Origin of the sequence: Pseudohoeflea suaedae (genome assembly GCF_004354915.1) — a bacterium.
GTDB lineage: Bacteria > Pseudomonadota > Alphaproteobacteria > Rhizobiales > Rhizobiaceae > Pseudohoeflea > Pseudohoeflea suaedae.
In genome coordinates this window covers 197,204-214,137 of sequence record NZ_SMSI01000004.1, presented here as the reverse complement: position 1 = coordinate 214,137, position 16,934 = coordinate 197,204, and the positions used below count along the sequence as shown (strand labels likewise).

The following is a 16,934-nucleotide window of genomic DNA, read 5'->3' as shown; positions in this document are numbered from 1 at the left end:
TTCTGTCCGGTTTCAAGAGCGCACGAGAAGTTCCAGTGATTTTTGCGACAGCGACTGCGGTGCGTCCTCGGTCGTCAGGTAGGTCTGGCCGAGCGTCATGGCGGTCTCGGTTTCCGAATCCATGATGATCATGTGCGCGAACAGGGTCATGTCGGGGGCGATCTCGGTCGTATTGCCGGCCTGGAACATCTGATGCTCCATCCAGGACGGCGTGAAGCGCGCGCCGAGCGAATAGCCGCAGGCGTTCAGACGATGGCGGGTCAGGCCGCGCTGGTCGAGAACCGTCGCATGGGCCTGAAAGACGTCTCCGAACGTGTGGCCGGGACGCATGGCATCGACGACCGCCTCCAGCGCCTCACGGGCGGCGTCATAGAGTTCGAGATGACGCGAGGTCGGCTTGCCGACGATGACTGTGCGCATCATGGCGGCATGGTAATGCATGTAGGTGCCGGCCCATTCGAGGGTGATCTGGTCCTGTTCGGACAGCTTTCGGCGACCGGCCTTGTGGCGGCACAATAGCGCGTCGGCGCCCGAGCCGATGATGAATTCGTTGCCCGGATATTCGCCGCCGCCCTCGAAGATCTTGCCCTGCATGGCGGCAAGGATCCGGGCTTCGTCCGCGTCCGGGCTGATGAGCGCCAGGCCGGCATCGAGCGCTTCATCGGCCAGTTCCGCGGCGCGGCGGACATAGGCGATCTCGGACGGGCTCTTGATCAGGCGGAGGCGGCTGACGAGGTAGGAGGCGTCGATCAGGTCGCAGAAGCTCTGCAGCTGGTTGTCCAGACGGCGCGCATTGGCGCCTGTCAGGCCGTGGGTCTCGTATTCGACGCCGACGCGTGCGCCAAGCAGATCCATATCGGCGAGCAGATCCTTGAGGTCGGCCGCGGGGTCTGCCTTGGATCGGTCGGTCCAGATGACGATCTCCTCGATGGTCGAGGTATGGCGCGCCTGTCTCAGATCAGCCGAGCGCGTGAGAAGGGTGAGCTTGCCTTCGGCGGTCACCACCAGGCACTGGAAGAAGCAGAAGCCGAACGTGTCGTAGCCGGTCAGCCAGTACATGCTTTCCTGCGAGAAAAGCAGCATGGCGTCGAGCTTTTCCTCCTGCATGCGAAAGCGCAGCCGTTCGAGCCGGGCCTCGAATTCCTCTCGTTCGAAATGAAGCGCCATAGTCTCTCTCCCCACGTTTCAGTCTTGCGCGCGGCCGGTAGCCGCCGGGCCATTAGCCATCACGACCCCAAAATCGCGATGGCGGAAATCTGTCGTCCGTAATCGGCTTCGCCGCGATGGGTGGTGCGGCGGTAGGAAAACCATTTGTCCTCGTCGGCATAGGTGCACGCCTCGATCATGGCGGCACGGATGCCCGCCGCCTCGAGCCGGGCAACCGTCATGCCGCGCAGGTCGAACATGGCGTGCCCGTCACGCTCGGAGGGCACGAACCAGCGCGCATTGGCCGTGTCGGCGGTCAGCGCCCGGCCGATGAATTCGGGTCCGACCTCGTAATTGTCCTGGCTTATCGAAGGGCCGAGGCAGGCGACGATCTTTCCGCGACTGGCGCCGAGTTCTTCCATTTTCGCGACGGTGTTTTCGAGAACGCCGTCGAAAGCGCCGCGCCAGCCGGCATGGGCCGCGCCGATCACGCCGTTGTCCGCATCGCAGAAGAGGATCGGGCCGCAATCGGCAGTGAGAATGCCTATGAGGACGCCGGGATCGGCGGTGACCACGCCGTCGCATTTCGGCCGTTCGGCAATATTTTCAGCGGTGGCGACATGAACGTCGGGGGAATGGACCTGGTGGAGCGTCGCCAGGCGCCCTGGCTCAAGCCCGAACCATCCGGCAACACGGCTCCGGTTTTCCCGCACCTTGTCCTGGTCGTCATCCGAACCCAAGCCGACATTCAGCCCTTCATAGATGCCTTCGGAGACGCCGCCCACCCGGCTGAAAAAGCCGTGCCTTATCGATGTACCGTCGCTGGCCGCATCAAGAAGCGGACTTCGGACCGGATCGGGTCCTCGGTCTGAAGGCATGGCGTGACACTCCTGTCGATTACGGTCTGATGATATCGGACGAAATTCACCCGTCCCGGCAAGATGGGGAGCCGGACCTCCCGCGACAACCCTTCGCGCCCTATCGATTTCGGCGGGATGGTGACGAGGAAGGCGGCATGTGTCAATTCGTCAGTTTGCCCCGGGAAAACGCCTCGTGCTCACTGGCCGATCCGGTCGAACGGGCTCAGCGCCAATTGCCGTCCGCTGACGCAGAGAACCTTGAAAAGCTGTCCCATGGCGCCCGCGCCTTCACCGGCAAGGCGGTTCACCGCATCGGTGATCGCTGCCTGGGTCATCGTGTCCTTGCCTGCGCCCAGCCGTCCGGCGCGTTCGAGCAGGCCGAGGCCAAGCAGGAACTCGCCCTGTGTCAGGGGGCGGTGAACATGCGCGCCGGCGGCGAGCGACGCTTCGGCAAGAGCCTCGAAATCGACGTGGCTTGTCAGGTCGGCCTCACCGGGGCGATGAAGCGGCGGATCGAAATCATGCCTGTAGATCGCCTGCAGCGTATCGCCGTAGTTCGAGTTCAGATGTCCGTAATCGATGATGAGAGCCGTGCCGCCCTGCCTGACCAGCCGTTCGGCGATCGAGAGCATGATTGCGGTACGGGCGGGGGCGACTTCGAAGAGCGCATCAGCGGGCGGATTGGCACCCTTGTCCGGCAACAGGTTTTTCTGGATTCCCGCCGGGCCGATCGAGAAGGCCAGCTTGCCGGTCTCGTCGAGCGTCACGACACGTTCCCGGAACGTGTCGCCGGTTCGGACGAACTGGTGGATCGGGATGGCATCGAACAGTTCGTTGGCCATCACAAGCGAGAAACCCTCCGGCACCGAGGCGAAATCATCGTGCCAGTCGAGCTTGTCCTTGAATTTAACCAGCGTCTGGCGCTGGACACCCTGCAGCCGCTCGCTGGTTTCGACCATGTGGACGGAGAGCGCGCGGAACAGGGGAGGGGCAATGCGCTCGATGGTCCGCAACGCATCCGCCATAAGCGTGCCGCGACCCGGGCCGATCTCGATGAGCCGGACATTGTCGGGCTGGCCGTGGCCTTGCCAGGCATGGACGACGAAAATTCCGATCAGTTCGCCAAAGAGCTGACTGATTTCCGGTGCCGTGGTGAAATCGCCCGAGCGGCCGAAAGGCTCGCGTGAGCGATAGTAGCCGTGCTCGGGGTCGGCGAGGCATATGGCGAAATAGTCGGCCACGGAAATGGGGCCGGTCTCGGCGATGATCGATTTGATCTTCCTTGCGAGAGGGGTCGTCATCGCAGGTCCCCGCTCACTTGGCCACCGCGGCGGATGCCTGCGCGGCAGCTTCGGCCCGCGCGGCGCGGCGAGGGGCGGTCAGGATGGCCCAGAGGCCGAGCGCGATCATCGGCAGGGACAGGAGCATGCCCATGGTCAGCCAATTGCCTGCGAGATAGCCGATCTGTGCATCGGGCTCGCGGAAGAACTCCACGAAGATGCGGCTCAGCGCATAGAGGACGACAAAGCTGCCGGCGACGAAACCGGGAGCCTTGAGCTTCTTCTTCGCGAAGATCAGCCAGGCGAGAACAAGGAGTGTCACGATGCCTTCGAGGCCGGCTTCGTAGAGCTGGGAGGGATGACGCGGGATCGGACCGCCGGTCGGGAAGATCATCGCCCATGACACGTCGGTCGGGCGGCCCCACAATTCGCCATTGATGAAATTGGCGATGCGACCGAAGAATAGGCCGAGCGGAACGACCGCGCAAACGATGTCGAACAGGCTGAAGGCCGGCACCTCGTGAATGCGCGCAAACAGCATCATCGCGACAAAGGTGCCGAGAAAACCGCCGTGGAAGGACATGCCGCCATTCCAGATCTGGATGGCGCGGATCGGGTCGGCGGCAATCGCGGCGAAATCGTAGAAGAGGATGTAGCCGATGCGTCCGCCGGCGATGATGCCGATCGCCGCCCAGACCAGAAAGTCATCGAAGCGGGGGAGCGACATCGGCGGCGTGTTCGCCGGCCAGAGATGATCGCGCGCAAGGATCAGGCGCCCGTAGCGCCAGCCCAGCAGGATGCCGGCCACATAGGCTACGCCGTACCAGTGGATCGCCAGCGGTCCGATCGAAACGATCACCGGATCGATCTGCGGGTAGGTGATCAGCGCGAGATAAGTGGCAACGAATTCCAAACTCAAGATCCTTTCAGGGCCGCGACCCACATCTTCCGGCTTGATCCACCATGCGGGCATGCGCCGTCAAGCTGGCAGGATATCCCGCCGGCTTGCCGATACTGTCAGTCGAGCTTTGCGCCGAACTTGCGGCTTTTGCTTGCATCGCTGCGGGCAAATGCTTACCTCCATCCCTAATGTGGACGTTAACGGCCCGGCCACGATGTCCGGGCGCAGCCAGCGAGATTTGCCATGAGCACCGGACCCAATCGTTTGTTCGATGAATTCGCCAAAGTGATGACCGACGCGGCTGGTGCCGCGCAGGGCGTGCGCAAGGAATTCGAAACCGCCGCCAGGGCGCAGATGGAACGGATCCTCAATTCGATGGATCTGGTCAAGCGCGAGGAGTTCGAGGCCGTTCGCGAAATGGCGATCGCGGCGCGCGACGAGAACGAGGCGCTGGCCGCTCGACTCGAAAAACTCGAAGAATTGCTCGCTTCGAAAACCTCCTGAGCCCTTCGGCGACATTCCGGGGCCGCCTCGGCGGCTCCCGTGGTTAACAAATCAAAAATTTTTTCCCCAGAATCGCACCCTCTGGATAACTCCGAAAAATGCTTATCCGTGAGTCAGTTAATGGCGACGGCGGAATCTGTTCCTGAAACGTCAAGGCCTCTCGATACAATCAATTTTCAGGTGGGGGACTGGCGCTCCGATTCAGCATTTATACACTGATTCTAAATGATGATTCGGAACGAGGTCATGAGGGCCGGCGTCGGGGATGCTTAAATATCCTGCACCGGCTGCGTTTCGACTCATCTCTTGAATCTGGCTGCCCGCGCGGCAGCCATCGAAAAGGGTGGGGCATGAACCTTTCGCATTTTGAAACGGAACGGCAATCAAATCCGGTCGACGTGATCGAATTTGTAGCGGCGTCGAACGACTGGACCTTCGAACGTGCGGGCGACGACGAGCTGGCCATGACCGTCGAAGGCAAGTGGGCCGACTACCACGTCTCCTTTTCGTGGATGGAAGACTGGGAAGCCCTGCACATCGCCTGCGCCTTCAATCTCAAGGTTTCCGATCACCGGGTTCCCGAAGTGGTCCGCCTGCTCGCACAGGTCAATGCCCAGGTCCTGATGGGGCACTTCGACCTGTGGCAGCAGGAGGACGCCGTGATCTTCCGCCAGTCGCTGCTTCTGTCCGGCGGTGCCGAGCCCACAAGCCGCCAGGTTGAAATGCTGTTGTCCAACGCGCTCGACAGCTGTGAAGCCTATTTCCAGGCGTTCCAGTTCGTCGTCTGGTCCGGCATGGAAGCCAGGTCCGCGATGACCGCGGTGCTCTTCGAAACCCACGGCGAGTGCTGAGATGATTTCTGCCGACCGTCCGCTGATACTGATCGGTGCCGGCAATATGGGCGGAGCCATGCTCAATGGCTGGCTCAGGCAGGGCACCGATCCGGACCATATCATTATCGTCGATCCCAAGCCGTCCGAAGCCATGGCGGCAAAGCTCTCCCAATATGGTGTGCGCCATGTGACCGAAGCGCCCGACGGCGTGACCGCAGGCGTGCTGTTGGTCGCGGTCAAGCCGCAGATCACCGACGCGGCGCTGCCGCCCGCGAGGAAGCTCGTGGGCGAGGGCACGGTCAGCGTCTCCATCGCCGCGGGCCGGAGCATGGCCTATCTCGAGGAGCAACTCGGCGGCGCGGTCATTCGCGCCATGCCCAATACGCCCTCGATGGTCGGGCGCGGCATCACCGGCTGCTTTCCCAATGCCGCGGTCACAGCGCATCATCGTGCGTCCGTCACCGAGCTCCTGTCGGTCTGCGGCGAGGTGGTCTGGGTCGATGACGAAGATCACATCGACGCGGTGACCGCCGTTTCCGGAAGCGGGCCGGCCTATGCCTTCTATCTCGCCGAATGCATGGCGGAAGCAGGGCGCAAGCTGGGACTGCCGGAAGAGCTTGCCATGCAGCTGGCGCGCGCCACGGTCTCCGGCGCAGGCGAACTCATGCACCAGGCGGACGAAGATGCTGCGACACTGCGCAGGAATGTGACCTCTCCCAACGGCACCACGGCCGCGGCGCTTTCGGTTCTGATGGATGAGGCAGGCCTTCAGCCGCTCATGGACAAGGCTGTCGCTGCCGCCTACAAGCGGGCCAAGGAATTGGCGAACTGAGGCGGGTTCAAGAGCATGAGCGACGAGATTTCCTTCGCTGACTTCGAAAAGGTCGATATCCGCATCGGCACCATCATCTCGGCCGAACCTTTTCCCGAAGCGCGCAAGCCGGCGATCAAGATGAAAATCGATTTCGGCTCGGAGATCGGCGAGAAAAGATCCTCCGCGCAGATCACCGTCCACTACAAGCCGGAAGACATCGTCGGCCGTCAGGTCATGGCCGTGGTCAATTTTCCGCCGCGCCAGATCGGTCCCTTCATGTCGGAAGTTCTCACGCTGGGCTTCATGGACGAGGGCAATGCCGTGGTTCTCGCCAATGTCGATCACAAGGTGCCGAACGGCGCCCGGCTGATGTAGGGCCTTCGAGGCCTCCTCAAACCGGCAGCCGCACCTGCGCTCTCAGTCCCTTGTTCGGGCTTTCGGAGAGGGTGACGTCGCCGCCATGGCTGCGGGCGATGTCACGGACGATGGACAGTCCCAGGCCCGAGCCGCTCTCATCCTGATTGCGCGCCTCGTCGAGGCGGAAGAAGGGACGGAAGACGTCCTCGCGTGCATCCTCGGGAATCCCCGGACCATCGTCATCGATGAGCACTGTCAGCCATTTTCCCCGATGGGTGACGCTGATGTCGACATTGTCGGCATGGCGGCAGGCATTGGCGACGAGATTGGTCATCATGCGGTTGAAGGCATTGGGCCGGATCTGGACGATGTCCTCGCCCTCGATGTCCACCCAGACGGTGGCGCCGCGCAGGCGGCCGTCGGCGGCGACGCGCTCCATGATTTCGTTGAGGCTCACCGATCCCACGTCCTCTTCCGCGTCGGACCGTGCGAAGGACAGGTAGCTGTCGAGCATCGACTGCATGTCGTCGACGTCCTTGTTCAGGCTCTCGATCTCGGGGCTGTCGCCAGCGAGGGCGAGTTGCAGGCGAAAGCGGGTGAGGATGGTGCGCAGATCGTGGCTCACGCCCGACAGCATGGCGGTACGCTGTTCCATCTGGCGCTCGATGCGTTCGCGCATCTGGATGAAGGCGAGGCCGGCGCGGCGGATCTCGTCAGCGCCGCGCGGGCGGAAGTCCTCCGGCATCTTCTGGCCCTTGCCGAAGCTCTCGGCGGCCTGAGTCAGCTTCAGGATCGGGCGGATCTGGCCGCGCAGGAAGAGAATGGCGATCGCCAGCAGGACCAGCGACGTGCCGACCATCCACAACAGGAAGATATGGGTATTGGATGCGTAGGCCTGGCTGCGTTTTGCGAAAACGCGCAGGATCTGGCCGTTGTCGAGCTGGATGCGGATTTCGACGATGCGTGAATTGCCCACCGTATCGATCCAGAAGGGACGCTGGATCTGCCGGGTGATCTCCTCGGACAGGATCTGGTCGAGGATCGAGAAGAACGGCTTCGGGCGCGGAGGCGGCAGGTCGCCTGCCGGATCGATCGCGACGTTGAGCTCCAGCCGCTCGCGCGCGATGCGCACGATCTGGTCGTAGCTTCCCTCCTGGGGAAAGGTGTCGATCATGTCGATGACGGCGGCGATGTCGCGGGTGACGGCCATCGACAGGCGCTGGGTGACCGTCTGCCAGTGGCGCTCCATGAACACGAAGGCGACGACAGACTGCAGCAGCACGATCGGTATGATGATGATCAGCAGCGTTCGCGCATAGAGGCGGGTCGGCAGACGCTTCTTGAACCACCGTGACATGCGCCGCAATCCGCGCGGCGGATAGCGCTCATATTCCCGACGAATGGCGTCGATCGTGGTCATCTCTACCCCGGACTGCTCGGCCGGCTGAAACGTGCCGGTCCGACCTTATAACGTGCGGCAGCGGCATTGTTAAAGGGCGTGCGGGCGGCACGAACACATGAAAACGCCGCCGGGACGAACCCGGCGGCGCTTCGTGTCCGATATGAGCTGAGACGCTCAGCTCGCCATGCGCATCGGCTGGGCGGCCTGGCCGCCTGCCTCCAGCCGGAACTGGCCGATCAGCTGGGCGAGCTTGCGCGAGCTGTCGCTGACATGCTGCATGGTCGTCGTGGCTTCCTGAACCATCGCCGCGTTGTGCTGGGTGACCTGGTCCATCTGGTTGACCGCGGCGTTGATGCCGGCAATTCCGCTCGACTGTTCGCGGGCTGCCATGGCGATCGACTGGATGTGCTCGTTGATCATGGTCACCTGCTCGGAGATGTCGGCAAGCGTCTCGCCGGTCGCGTTGACCAGCTTGACGCCGCTTTCCACTTCCTCGCCGGATTTGGTGATCAGCTGCTTGATGTCCTTGGCGGCGTTCGCCGAGCGCTGGGCGAGTTCACGCACTTCCTGGGCGACAACGGCAAAGCCCTTGCCGGCCTCGCCGGCGCGCGCCGCTTCCACGCCCGCATTGAGCGCGAGCAGGTTGGTCTGGAAGGCGATCTCGTCGATCACGTTGATGATGTTCGAGATCTCGTTGGATGCGCCCTCGATGCGGGCCATGGCGTTGACGGCATCCTCGACCACCGCGCGCGATGCCACGGTGCTCTTCTGCGCCTTCTGCGCCATGTTGCTGGCTTCGTCCGCGCGCTGCGAAGAACTCGAGACCGTTTCGGTGATCTCGGTCAGTGCAGCAGCGGTCTCCTCGAGCGAGGCGGCCTGGCCTTCGGTGCGGTGCGCGAGTTCGTCGGTGGCGTTGCGCATCTCGCCGGACGAGGTCTCGATCTCGCGGGCCTCGGCGCGGAATTCGATCAGAGTTGCGCCCAGACGATCGACGGCGTGGTTGAAGTCCTCGCGCAGCTTTTCGAAACGGGTCGCAAGCGGTGTGTCCAGACGGACGGTGAGGTCACCTTCCGAGAGACGGGCGAGGCCGGCGCCGACGCGCTCCATGGCATCGCGGAACTGGCGCTCGTCGATGGCCTTTTCGGCTTCGCGCGCATCGCGCTCCTTGTCGGCTGCCTCGCGCTGATCTGCCGCGTGACCCTCGATGGCCTGCTTCTCGATTGCAGCATTGCGCAGGATCGCCAGCGCGTTGGCCATGGTGCCGATCTCGTTGCGGTGGCTGGCATAGGGCACTTCCTCGTCATAGCGGCCTTCGGCGAGGCGGGAGGCCGTGTTCGCCAGGGCAGGGATCGGCCCGAGGACATGCCTGGAGACGAAAGCCATCAGCACGGTGCCTGCAATCAGGGTGATGACCGCTGCAATGCCGATATTGGTGATGATCTGGTTGGCGAAGGCCGTGATCTCACCCTTGCCGACGCCGGCGTAAAGGATGCCGATGATCTTGTTCTCGGGGGAGAGGATCGGCTGGTAGATGGTGTAATAGGGCTTGCCGAGAATGACGGCTTCGCCGCGGAAGGTCTCGCCTTTGGTGACGACGGGGTAGACGGCACCGTTCTGGCCGAGCGGGGTTCCGACTGCGCGCTTGCCGTCATCCTTGATGATGTTGGTCGTCCTGCGCCAGAAATCCTTGCTCTCGTCGTCCCAGGCGAAGATGGTCGCCGTTTCGCTGGTGACGCGTCCGATCGTGTCGATCATCGTATGATCCGCGAATTCGGACGGGATCGAATCCATCACGACACGTTCGACATTGCCGGCCTTGTCGTAGGTGATGCTGACCCCGTTCATGTCACGCGACAGCACCTCGGCTGCAACGCGAAGGCTGGCATCCTGCTGTTCGATCGACTGGTCGGCGATACGGCTGCCGATGCTCGCTGCGATTGCCCAGGACACGGCGGCGAGCGCGAGCAAGAGAACCAATGTCGTTGTCGCCGTAACAGTCGGCACCAGATTGAAGCGCGAAAAGAAGTTCATTCCAGACCCCCTGAAAGATTGAGGTCTTATCTAGGCACTTCAGGGTTACTTATTCGTTGATGGCTGGTTCATTTTGGTAATCATCTAATTTAGATTTATATAAATTAGATGAATTTAGCTGGTTGCTGATGCGTCGACGCCAAGACGATAGCCAATACCACGGACCGTCTGCAGCCAGACCGGATTTGCCGGATCGTCCTCGATCTTGCGGCGCAGGCGGTTGATCTGGACGTCGATGGTGCGTTCGCCGACCTCTTGCGCATTGGGCACGAGTTCGTGGCGCGGAATGGTTTCACCGGGACGTTCGGCGAAGATCGTCATGATGTCGCGTTCGCGATCTGTCAGCTTCATCGTTTCGCCGGCTTTTCTGAGTTCGCGGCGGGCGATCACGAACGTATAGGGGCCGAAGATGACCTGTTCGATCCTGGGCGCTGACGGCGGGCCGCCGCGTTTGAGGATATTGTTGATCCTGAGGACGAGCTCGCGCGGGTCGAAGGGCTTGGCAAGATAATCGTCCGCGCCTGCTTCCAGCCCCTTGATGCGGTCTGTCGATTCGGAAAGGGCAGTCAGGAGAAGAATGGGTACGGACTTGATCTGGCGAAGGGTCGAGGTCATTGCGAGGCCGCTTTCGCCCGGCATCATGACGTCGAGTACCAGGAGGTCGAAGTCGATGCCTTCGAGCTTGCGGCGTGCCTCTGCCGCATCGGCGGCAGTCGAGACGCGAAAGCCCTGATCCTTGAGGTAGCGATCGAGAAGTTCGCGGATGCGGGTGTCGTCGTCGACGATCAGAAGGTGGGCTGCATCATCTGCGGGTGCGGCGGCTGGCTCCTGAACCAAGTCTCATGCTCCTCGGGGCGGAACCTCTTTTCAGATGGCCGCCTCGCCCCCGGCGCCTTCCGTCTTCCCGGAATCAACGGTTCCGGGCGTTTCATGATCTATCATTCCTTTAAGGAAACGCACCACCGATTGTCGATCCGCAGTATCGAGCGCGGTAAATGCCTCCGCGATGCGGCGAGACTGTGGCCGGGCGAGCGCGAGCGCGAGGTCGCGCCCCTTGCGGGTGGGATAGAGCTTTCGCTGCCTGCGATCCTCGGGCCCTGCGACCTGATGAATGTAGCCGCCTTCCACGAGTTGCTTGAGCACGCGGGCAAGGCTCTGCTTGGTAATCTTCAACGTGTCGAGAAGGGCGGCGACGGTCAGGCCTGGCTCCCGGTTGACGAAGTGGACGACGCGGTGATGGGCGCGGCCAAAGCCATAGGTTTCAAGAATGGCGTCGGGGTCGGAAATGAAATCGCGATAGGCGAAGAAGAGCAATTCGATAATCTCGAAATCGATCTCGTTACCTTCGCCGATCGGGGCGCAAAGCGGCTCCGTCACCGGTGGGTTTGTTGCGCCGGGATTGCTCATCCGGACCTTTCCTTTCGAATATGTCAGTTATGTTGACATATTTTGTCGCAATTGCTACCCTTCATTTCCATCCCGCAGCCATTAAAATCGCTGTTTCCACCGGTATGACGGCGGGGTTGGCTCCCGGTTTTCGCATTTTCGAAATCGCGAGGGCCGGCAATGGGTTGGCCTCCCTTTCGGCCGCTAGAACAATCAACACAGGCGGGATACCCGCCGGAGGAAATGCCATGGCGTCCGTACCCTTCGATCAAATGGATGGCGAAATCTGGTATAACGGCGAATTCGTGCCGTGGGCCGACGCCAAGCTTCATGTGCTCTCGCACGGCCTGCATTATGCGAGCGCCGTCTTCGAAGGCGAGCGTGCCTATGGTGGCAAGATCTTCAAGCTGACCGAGCATACCGAGCGGCTTCACAACTCGGCCGAAATCCTGGGCTTCAAGATTCCCTATTCCGTGGCCGAACTCGACAAGGCTTGCGAAGAGCTGCTCGAGCGGCAGGGATTCAGCGATGCCTATGTCCGGCCGATCGCATGGCGCGGTTCGGAAATGATGGGCGTGTCGGCGCAGAACAATCGCATCAACACGGCGATCGCCATCTGGCAGTGGCCGAGCTATTTCAAGCCGGAAGAGCGCCTCAAGGGCATCCGTCTCGACATGGCGGAATATCGTCGTCCGGACCCGCGAACCGCGCCGTCGAAATCCAAGGCCGCGGGCCTTTACATGATCTGCACGCTTTCCAAGCACCGCGCTGAAACGCGTGGCTATGCCGATGCGCTGATGCTCGATTGGCGCGGCCGGGTGGCTGAAGCCACGGGTGCAAACGTCTTCTTCGTCAAGGATGGCGCGATCCACACGCCGGATCCCGACTGCTTCCTCGACGGTATCACCCGTCGAACCGTGATCGATCTTGCCAGGGCGCGCGGCTACGAGATCATCGAACGGGCGATCATGCCCGAGGAACTCGAAGGTTTCGAGGAATGTTTCCTGACCGGAACGGCTGCCGAAGTGACCCCGGTTTCCGAGATCGGTCCTTATAGTTTCGTACCGGGCGAAATCTCGGCCAACCTCGTCAACGACTACATGCAGGCGGTCCAGCCGCTGCGGGCCGCGGCGGAATAATTCTCGCGGATCTCGTCAACTTGCTGTCACACCCGAACGCCAGTTTGACTGGCTGGCGTTCGTCGACATCTTGCCAGCATCACCAAGATGTTCCCGTTCGTTCCGCAAAGAACGCAGAAAGGAAGTCCCATGGGTGAGCTCAGGGCCGGCATCATTCCGGTCACCCCGTTCCAGCAGAACTGCACCATCCTCTACGATTCCGAAACGATGGAGGGCGTCGTCGTCGATCCGGGCGGCGACGTCGACACGATTGTTCAGGCGGTCGAAGAGAATGGTATCAAGGTCAAGGAAATCTGGCTGACCCACGGACATCTGGACCATGCCGGGGGTGCGGACGAATTGCGCGAGAGGCTCGGGGTCAAGGTCGTCGGCCCTCATCGCGACGATGCGCTGATGCTCGCCAATCTCGAAACCCAGGCGCAGAAATTCGGACTGCCTGCGAGCGCGCTCAGAAATCTGGTTCCGGATTTCTGGCTGGAGGAGGGCGACAACGTCTCCTTCGGCGATCACACGTTCGAAGTGTTCCACACGCCCGGCCATGCGCCGGGCCATGTGATCTTCTTCAATCGTGCGGCAGGCTTTGCCCATGTGGGCGATGTGCTCTTCTCCGGTTCCATCGGCCGCACCGATCTGCCGGGTGGCGACCACCAGACGCTGCTGAATTCCATTCGCGACAAGGTTTTTCCGCTTGGTGACGAGATCGGTTTCATCTGCGGACACGGGCCCGGCGGGAAGATCGGCAACGAACGGCGAACCAACCCCTTCCTCCGGGATATCTGATCCGGAAACGGAAAAGCCCCGGCGAAACCGGGGCTTTCCTCAGGCTTTGCAGCTCCCCTTACGGGGCGTTGCAGAAGTGGTCACGGCCGTCATAACCGCGATAGGTGCCGGTGCGGGCGTTGAAGCTGCGATACTTGTCCTCGCAGTAGCGGTACCAACCCGGGCTCCACGGTTCCAAGCCGCCACCGTAATAGGCCGGTGCGGGGGCGCGGCTCGAGGCGATTGCGCCGGCGGTCACCGCGCCGATCGCGAGGCCGAGGCCGAGGGCTGCGGCGGCATTACCATTGTTGTTGTGGTGGTGGTGGTAATAGGGGCGGTGACGGTAATGACGGCTGCTGTAGTAGCGTTTGCCATTCTTGTGCCAATCCCTCTTTTGCAGATATTTCTGCGAATATCCGGCGCCGTCGCCGCCAGCGAATGCAGGTGCCGCGGGAATTGCAACGACCGTCGAAGCCGAGACGGCCAGCAGAGCGAGAAATTTTCCAAAGCGTTTCATGTCACTGTCTCCTGTCGGGACCCTGTCCATCGATCCCTGTCTATGAGCCTGACGTTATTCGCCCTATCATGAACCTCACCTGAATGGCGTTGCGAGTGCTCGAAAGGGCAGTCCGGCGCTTGCTTCAAAACGCTCGAAAGCATGAAAGCGTTCCGGCTTCGCTGCCCTGAAAAACAAAGCCCGGCATTGCGCCGGGCGAAAAATCTGGTTCGGCGGCCCGGTTCCGGGCCGGCCAAGTCATGCGGACAACTGCAGCCGATGGCAGTCGCAGTCAGCCCGGTCTAGCTGACGACCGTCAGGTTGACGGCCTTCGGGCCCTTGCCGCGTCGGTCCGGTTCCGTTTCGTAGCTGACTTTCTGGTTTTCGGTCAGCTCCGCCAGACCGGAGGCCTGTACGGCCGAGATGTGCACGAAGATGTCCGCGCCGCCTGTGTCGGGCTTGATAAAGCCATAGCCCTTTTCGGAATTGAAAAATTTTACAGTGCCCATGTCGGCCATGCGATCAGGTTCCCTCAAATTTCCGGCTTGTCATGTTTGGATAGCCAGATTTATTCCCATTCTGTCCTGCATTCGCGCAGGGGTTTGGCAGGCAGTTCTTGAATTTTGAGGAAAGGGCCTGATTGTCGCGGAGCATCGCAACGAAATGATGGTTCATCTTCGTTCGCCGCACCCACCCGAGTATATTATGCGTTCCCGGTCCGCATATTATGGTCTTCCCATGTTCGCAAAATGCCCGAACAAGGTGAGGATGATTGTTTTGTTCCGGGTTGGCAAGTGAAACTTTGGTCGCTGACAGTCGTTTTGAATTTCAGCTGTCAGATATCTTTCGCCATGCTACTGCGGTTCCGCCGCAGGATTGCCGGTCCTGCTTCGACTATAAGTATCGCCGAAAATATGAAGACCCCGCCGAGGTATCCGATCGGTGGAATTCGCTCGGCCAGCAGAATGGCTGCAAAGACCGCTGCGAACAGCGCCTCCGTCGACAGGAATATGGCAGCCTGCGGCGCGGTCGTGTAGCGCTGGCCGACGACCTGCAGCGTAAAGGCCACGCCGCTGGCGAATATGCCGGCGAAGAGGATTTCCGGCAGGGCGGCCATGATGTCGGCGAGCACGATATCCTCGAGCGCGATCGCGCAGACAAGGCCGAGTGCGGCGCAGATTGCGAACTGCACCAGCGAGAGGGCAATGGGGCGGCCGCTGCTCGAGGCGAAACGTCCGACGAGAATTACCTGCGCGGACCAGGCCAGCGCGCAAGCAATGGTCAGGAAGTCGCCTGTATTGAGCGCGACCAGATCGCCGCCCGACAGTAGCCAGATGCCGGTAAAGGCGAGGACCACAGCGGGCCAGACGATCGGATGGGGTGCCTGCCGCAGCAGCAGGAGCGACAGGATCGGAACCATGACGACGTAAAGGCCGGTCAGAAACCCGGAATTGGTGACCGTGGTCAGCAACAGGCCGAATTGCTGCAGCACCATGCCGAAAAAGAGTGCGAGCCCGATGAACACGAAGCCACGCAGGTCGGACTTCCTGATGGGCTCGGCCGCTCTTCGCGCCTCGAACCAGGCAAAGGGCGCAATGAAGATACAGGCGACGAGAAACCGAAGTCCGATGAACAGGATCGGCCCGATCGCGTCCATCGCGGTGGACTGTGCGATGAACCCCATGCCCCAGATGGCGCCGGCGAGAAGCAGAACAAGATTGGCGACCGGACGCGACATGCAGGCAAACCTCAGGCAAAACAACACCCGACGCGATGGCTCCGGGCGGCGAGGGTTCTACCAGCCGGAAACAGCGCTCACAAGCGTGACGACGGCGATATTCAGTCCATCCTCTCGCCGTCGCGCGTCAGTCGCAGGAGGCGTCCATCGTCCTCGTCGGTGACGATCAGCACCGAGCCGTCCGAGGCGATGTCGACGTCGCGCATGCGGCCGTACCGGTTTTCCAGAAGCCGTTCCTCGCCGGTCACATTTCCTGTCTCGGGATCGACGTCGAGGCGGACGAGGAGCTGGAACTTCAGCGCGGTGACCAGGAGGTCGCCATTCCATTCGGGAAATTCCTCACCGCGATAGACCGCCATTCCGCCCGGCGCGATCGAGGGGTCCCAGTAATGGAGAGGCTGCTCGTAGCCTTCTGCTGCCGTGCCTTGCCCGATCTCGGCGCCGGAATAATGGACGCCGTAGGAAATGACCGGCCAGCCATAATTCTTCCCGGCTTCCGGAATGTTGACCTCGTCGCCACCCTTGGCACCGTGTTCGACCGTGTAGAACGTACCGGTTTCGGGGTCGATATCGGCCCCTTGCGGGTTGCGGTGACCGATCGACCAGATCTCGGGCCGCCAGCCGCCGGAACCGTCAGCGTGCGGATTGTCGTCGGGCACCGTGCCGTCGGCGTTGATCCTGAGCACCGAGCCGGCATGATCGCCGGGGTCCTGCGCGCGCTCGCCTTCGCCGCGTTCGCCGATGGTGAAGAAGAGCGTGCCGTCATCGGCAACCACGATACGGGAGCCGAAATGGTGGCCGGAATTGGTGAAGCGGTTCATCTGGAAGATGTCTTCCGCCTCTTCCAGCCGCGTGCCGTCGTCGGAGAGCCGCGCGCGCATGATCGCGGTTCCCGCGCCGCCGTCTCCGGGTTTGGAGTAACTGAGGAAGAGAATGCGGCTGCCGGCGAAATCCCTTGCCAGCGCCACGTCGAGAAGCCCGCCCTGACCGCGTGCGGCGACTTCGGGCACGCCTTCGACAGGATCGGAGAGCTGGCCGTCACGGAAAATGCGCAGCCGGCCGGGACGCTCGGTGACGAGAAGACTGCCATCACCCATATCCACTACCGCCCACGGATGGCTCAAGCCGGTGGCGAGCGTTTCCACCGCGATGGCCCCGCGTTCGGTCTCGAAGCGATCGGCCTGTGGAATATCCGATTGGGCCAGGGCCGCGGCGGGAAAGAGGGTCGCGAAAGCGGTCGTGCGCAGAATGGTTGCTGTAGCCGGCATGGGGTTCTCCCTGTCGTTTC

Annotated in this window: 18 protein-coding genes; 6 read left to right on the top strand and 12 right to left on the bottom strand. The window is 61.9% G+C overall.

The features are described 5' to 3' along the window. Positions 1-12: 12 nt before the first annotated feature. From E2A64_RS17000 to lgt, 4 genes are all read right to left on the bottom strand, one after another. On the bottom strand, positions 13-1,167 hold the full coding sequence (locus E2A64_RS17000) for a M24 family metallopeptidase (protein WP_133285710.1): 1,155 nt from the start codon (positions 1,165-1,167) through the stop codon (positions 13-15). A 59-nt stretch (positions 1,168-1,226) separates the two neighbouring features. Beyond that, positions 1,227-2,024, bottom strand: a complete 798-nt coding sequence (gene pgeF / locus E2A64_RS16995; protein WP_133285709.1) for a peptidoglycan editing factor PgeF — start codon at positions 2,022-2,024, stop codon at positions 1,227-1,229. Positions 2,025-2,203: 179 nt separating this feature from the next. After that, on the bottom strand, positions 2,204-3,307 hold the full coding sequence (locus E2A64_RS16990) for a class I SAM-dependent methyltransferase (protein ID WP_133285708.1): 1,104 nt from the start codon (positions 3,305-3,307) through the stop codon (positions 2,204-2,206). Positions 3,308-3,320: 13 nt separating this feature from the next. After that, positions 3,321-4,199, bottom strand: a complete 879-nt coding sequence (lgt, locus tag E2A64_RS16985; protein ID WP_244598347.1) for a prolipoprotein diacylglyceryl transferase — start codon at positions 4,197-4,199, stop codon at positions 3,321-3,323. Between the two features lie 231 nt (positions 4,200-4,430). Between lgt and E2A64_RS16980 the strand changes: the two genes are divergently transcribed. From E2A64_RS16980 to E2A64_RS16965, 4 genes are all read left to right on the top strand, one after another. Further along, positions 4,431-4,691, top strand: coding sequence for an accessory factor UbiK family protein (locus E2A64_RS16980; protein WP_133285706.1), 261 nt, complete (start codon positions 4,431-4,433; stop codon positions 4,689-4,691). A 350-nt stretch (positions 4,692-5,041) separates the two neighbouring features. Next, on the top strand, positions 5,042-5,542 hold the full coding sequence (locus tag E2A64_RS16975; RefSeq protein ID WP_133285705.1) for a type III secretion system chaperone family protein: 501 nt from the start codon (positions 5,042-5,044) through the stop codon (positions 5,540-5,542). Position 5,543: 1 nt separating this feature from the next. Then, a complete protein-coding gene (gene proC / locus E2A64_RS16970; RefSeq protein ID WP_133285704.1) occupies positions 5,544-6,356 on the top strand; it encodes a pyrroline-5-carboxylate reductase in 813 nt (270 codons plus the stop codon). Positions 6,357-6,371: 15 nt separating this feature from the next. Then, entirely contained in the window at positions 6,372-6,713 is a 342-nt protein-coding gene (locus E2A64_RS16965) for a tRNA-binding protein (RefSeq protein ID WP_133285703.1), read from the top strand. A 16-nt stretch (positions 6,714-6,729) separates the two neighbouring features. On the opposite strand, the gene E2A64_RS16960 is transcribed toward E2A64_RS16965, so the two are convergent. The 4 genes from E2A64_RS16960 to E2A64_RS16945 form a co-directional block, all read right to left on the bottom strand. Further along, on the bottom strand, positions 6,730-8,115 hold the full coding sequence (locus tag E2A64_RS16960; RefSeq protein ID WP_133285702.1) for an ATP-binding protein: 1,386 nt from the start codon (positions 8,113-8,115) through the stop codon (positions 6,730-6,732). A gap of 156 nt (positions 8,116-8,271) precedes the next feature. Continuing rightward, positions 8,272-10,128, bottom strand: coding sequence for a methyl-accepting chemotaxis protein (locus tag E2A64_RS16955; protein WP_133285701.1), 1,857 nt, complete (start codon positions 10,126-10,128; stop codon positions 8,272-8,274). A 114-nt stretch (positions 10,129-10,242) separates the two neighbouring features. Beyond that, positions 10,243-10,965 (bottom strand): response regulator, encoded by a 723-nt coding sequence (locus E2A64_RS16950; protein ID WP_133285700.1) that lies wholly within the window; start codon positions 10,963-10,965, stop codon positions 10,243-10,245. A gap of 30 nt (positions 10,966-10,995) precedes the next feature. Beyond that, the gene (locus E2A64_RS16945; protein WP_133285699.1) at positions 10,996-11,535 is read right to left on the bottom strand and encodes a MarR family winged helix-turn-helix transcriptional regulator; all 540 of its coding nucleotides are present in this window, start codon (positions 11,533-11,535) and stop codon (positions 10,996-10,998) included. Positions 11,536-11,762: 227 nt separating this feature from the next. On the opposite strand from E2A64_RS16945, the gene E2A64_RS16940 reads away from it, so the two are divergent. Together E2A64_RS16940 and E2A64_RS16935 are read left to right on the top strand one after the other, a co-directional pair. Further along, positions 11,763-12,653 (top strand): branched-chain amino acid aminotransferase, encoded by an 891-nt coding sequence (locus E2A64_RS16940; RefSeq protein WP_133285698.1) that lies wholly within the window; start codon positions 11,763-11,765, stop codon positions 12,651-12,653. 129 nt (positions 12,654-12,782) lie between these two features. Beyond that, positions 12,783-13,433, top strand: a complete 651-nt coding sequence (locus E2A64_RS16935) for an MBL fold metallo-hydrolase (RefSeq protein WP_133285697.1) — start codon at positions 12,783-12,785, stop codon at positions 13,431-13,433. A 58-nt stretch (positions 13,434-13,491) separates the two neighbouring features. Here E2A64_RS16935 and E2A64_RS16930 read toward each other — a convergent pair whose 3' ends face one another. The 4 genes from E2A64_RS16930 to E2A64_RS16915 all read right to left on the bottom strand — a co-directional run bounded on the left by E2A64_RS16930 (position 13,492) and on the right by E2A64_RS16915 (position 16,914). After that, positions 13,492-13,929 (bottom strand): BA14K family protein, encoded by a 438-nt coding sequence (locus E2A64_RS16930; protein ID WP_133285696.1) that lies wholly within the window; start codon positions 13,927-13,929, stop codon positions 13,492-13,494. Positions 13,930-14,210: 281 nt separating this feature from the next. Next, a complete protein-coding gene (locus E2A64_RS16925; RefSeq protein WP_133285695.1) occupies positions 14,211-14,426 on the bottom strand; it encodes a cold-shock protein in 216 nt (71 codons plus the stop codon). 317 nt (positions 14,427-14,743) lie between these two features. Continuing rightward, the gene (locus E2A64_RS16920; protein WP_133285694.1) at positions 14,744-15,646 is read right to left on the bottom strand and encodes a DMT family transporter; all 903 of its coding nucleotides are present in this window, start codon (positions 15,644-15,646) and stop codon (positions 14,744-14,746) included. A 101-nt stretch (positions 15,647-15,747) separates the two neighbouring features. Beyond that, on the bottom strand, positions 15,748-16,914 hold the full coding sequence (locus tag E2A64_RS16915; RefSeq protein WP_133285693.1) for a PQQ-dependent sugar dehydrogenase: 1,167 nt from the start codon (positions 16,912-16,914) through the stop codon (positions 15,748-15,750). Positions 16,915-16,934 lie beyond the last annotated feature (20 nt).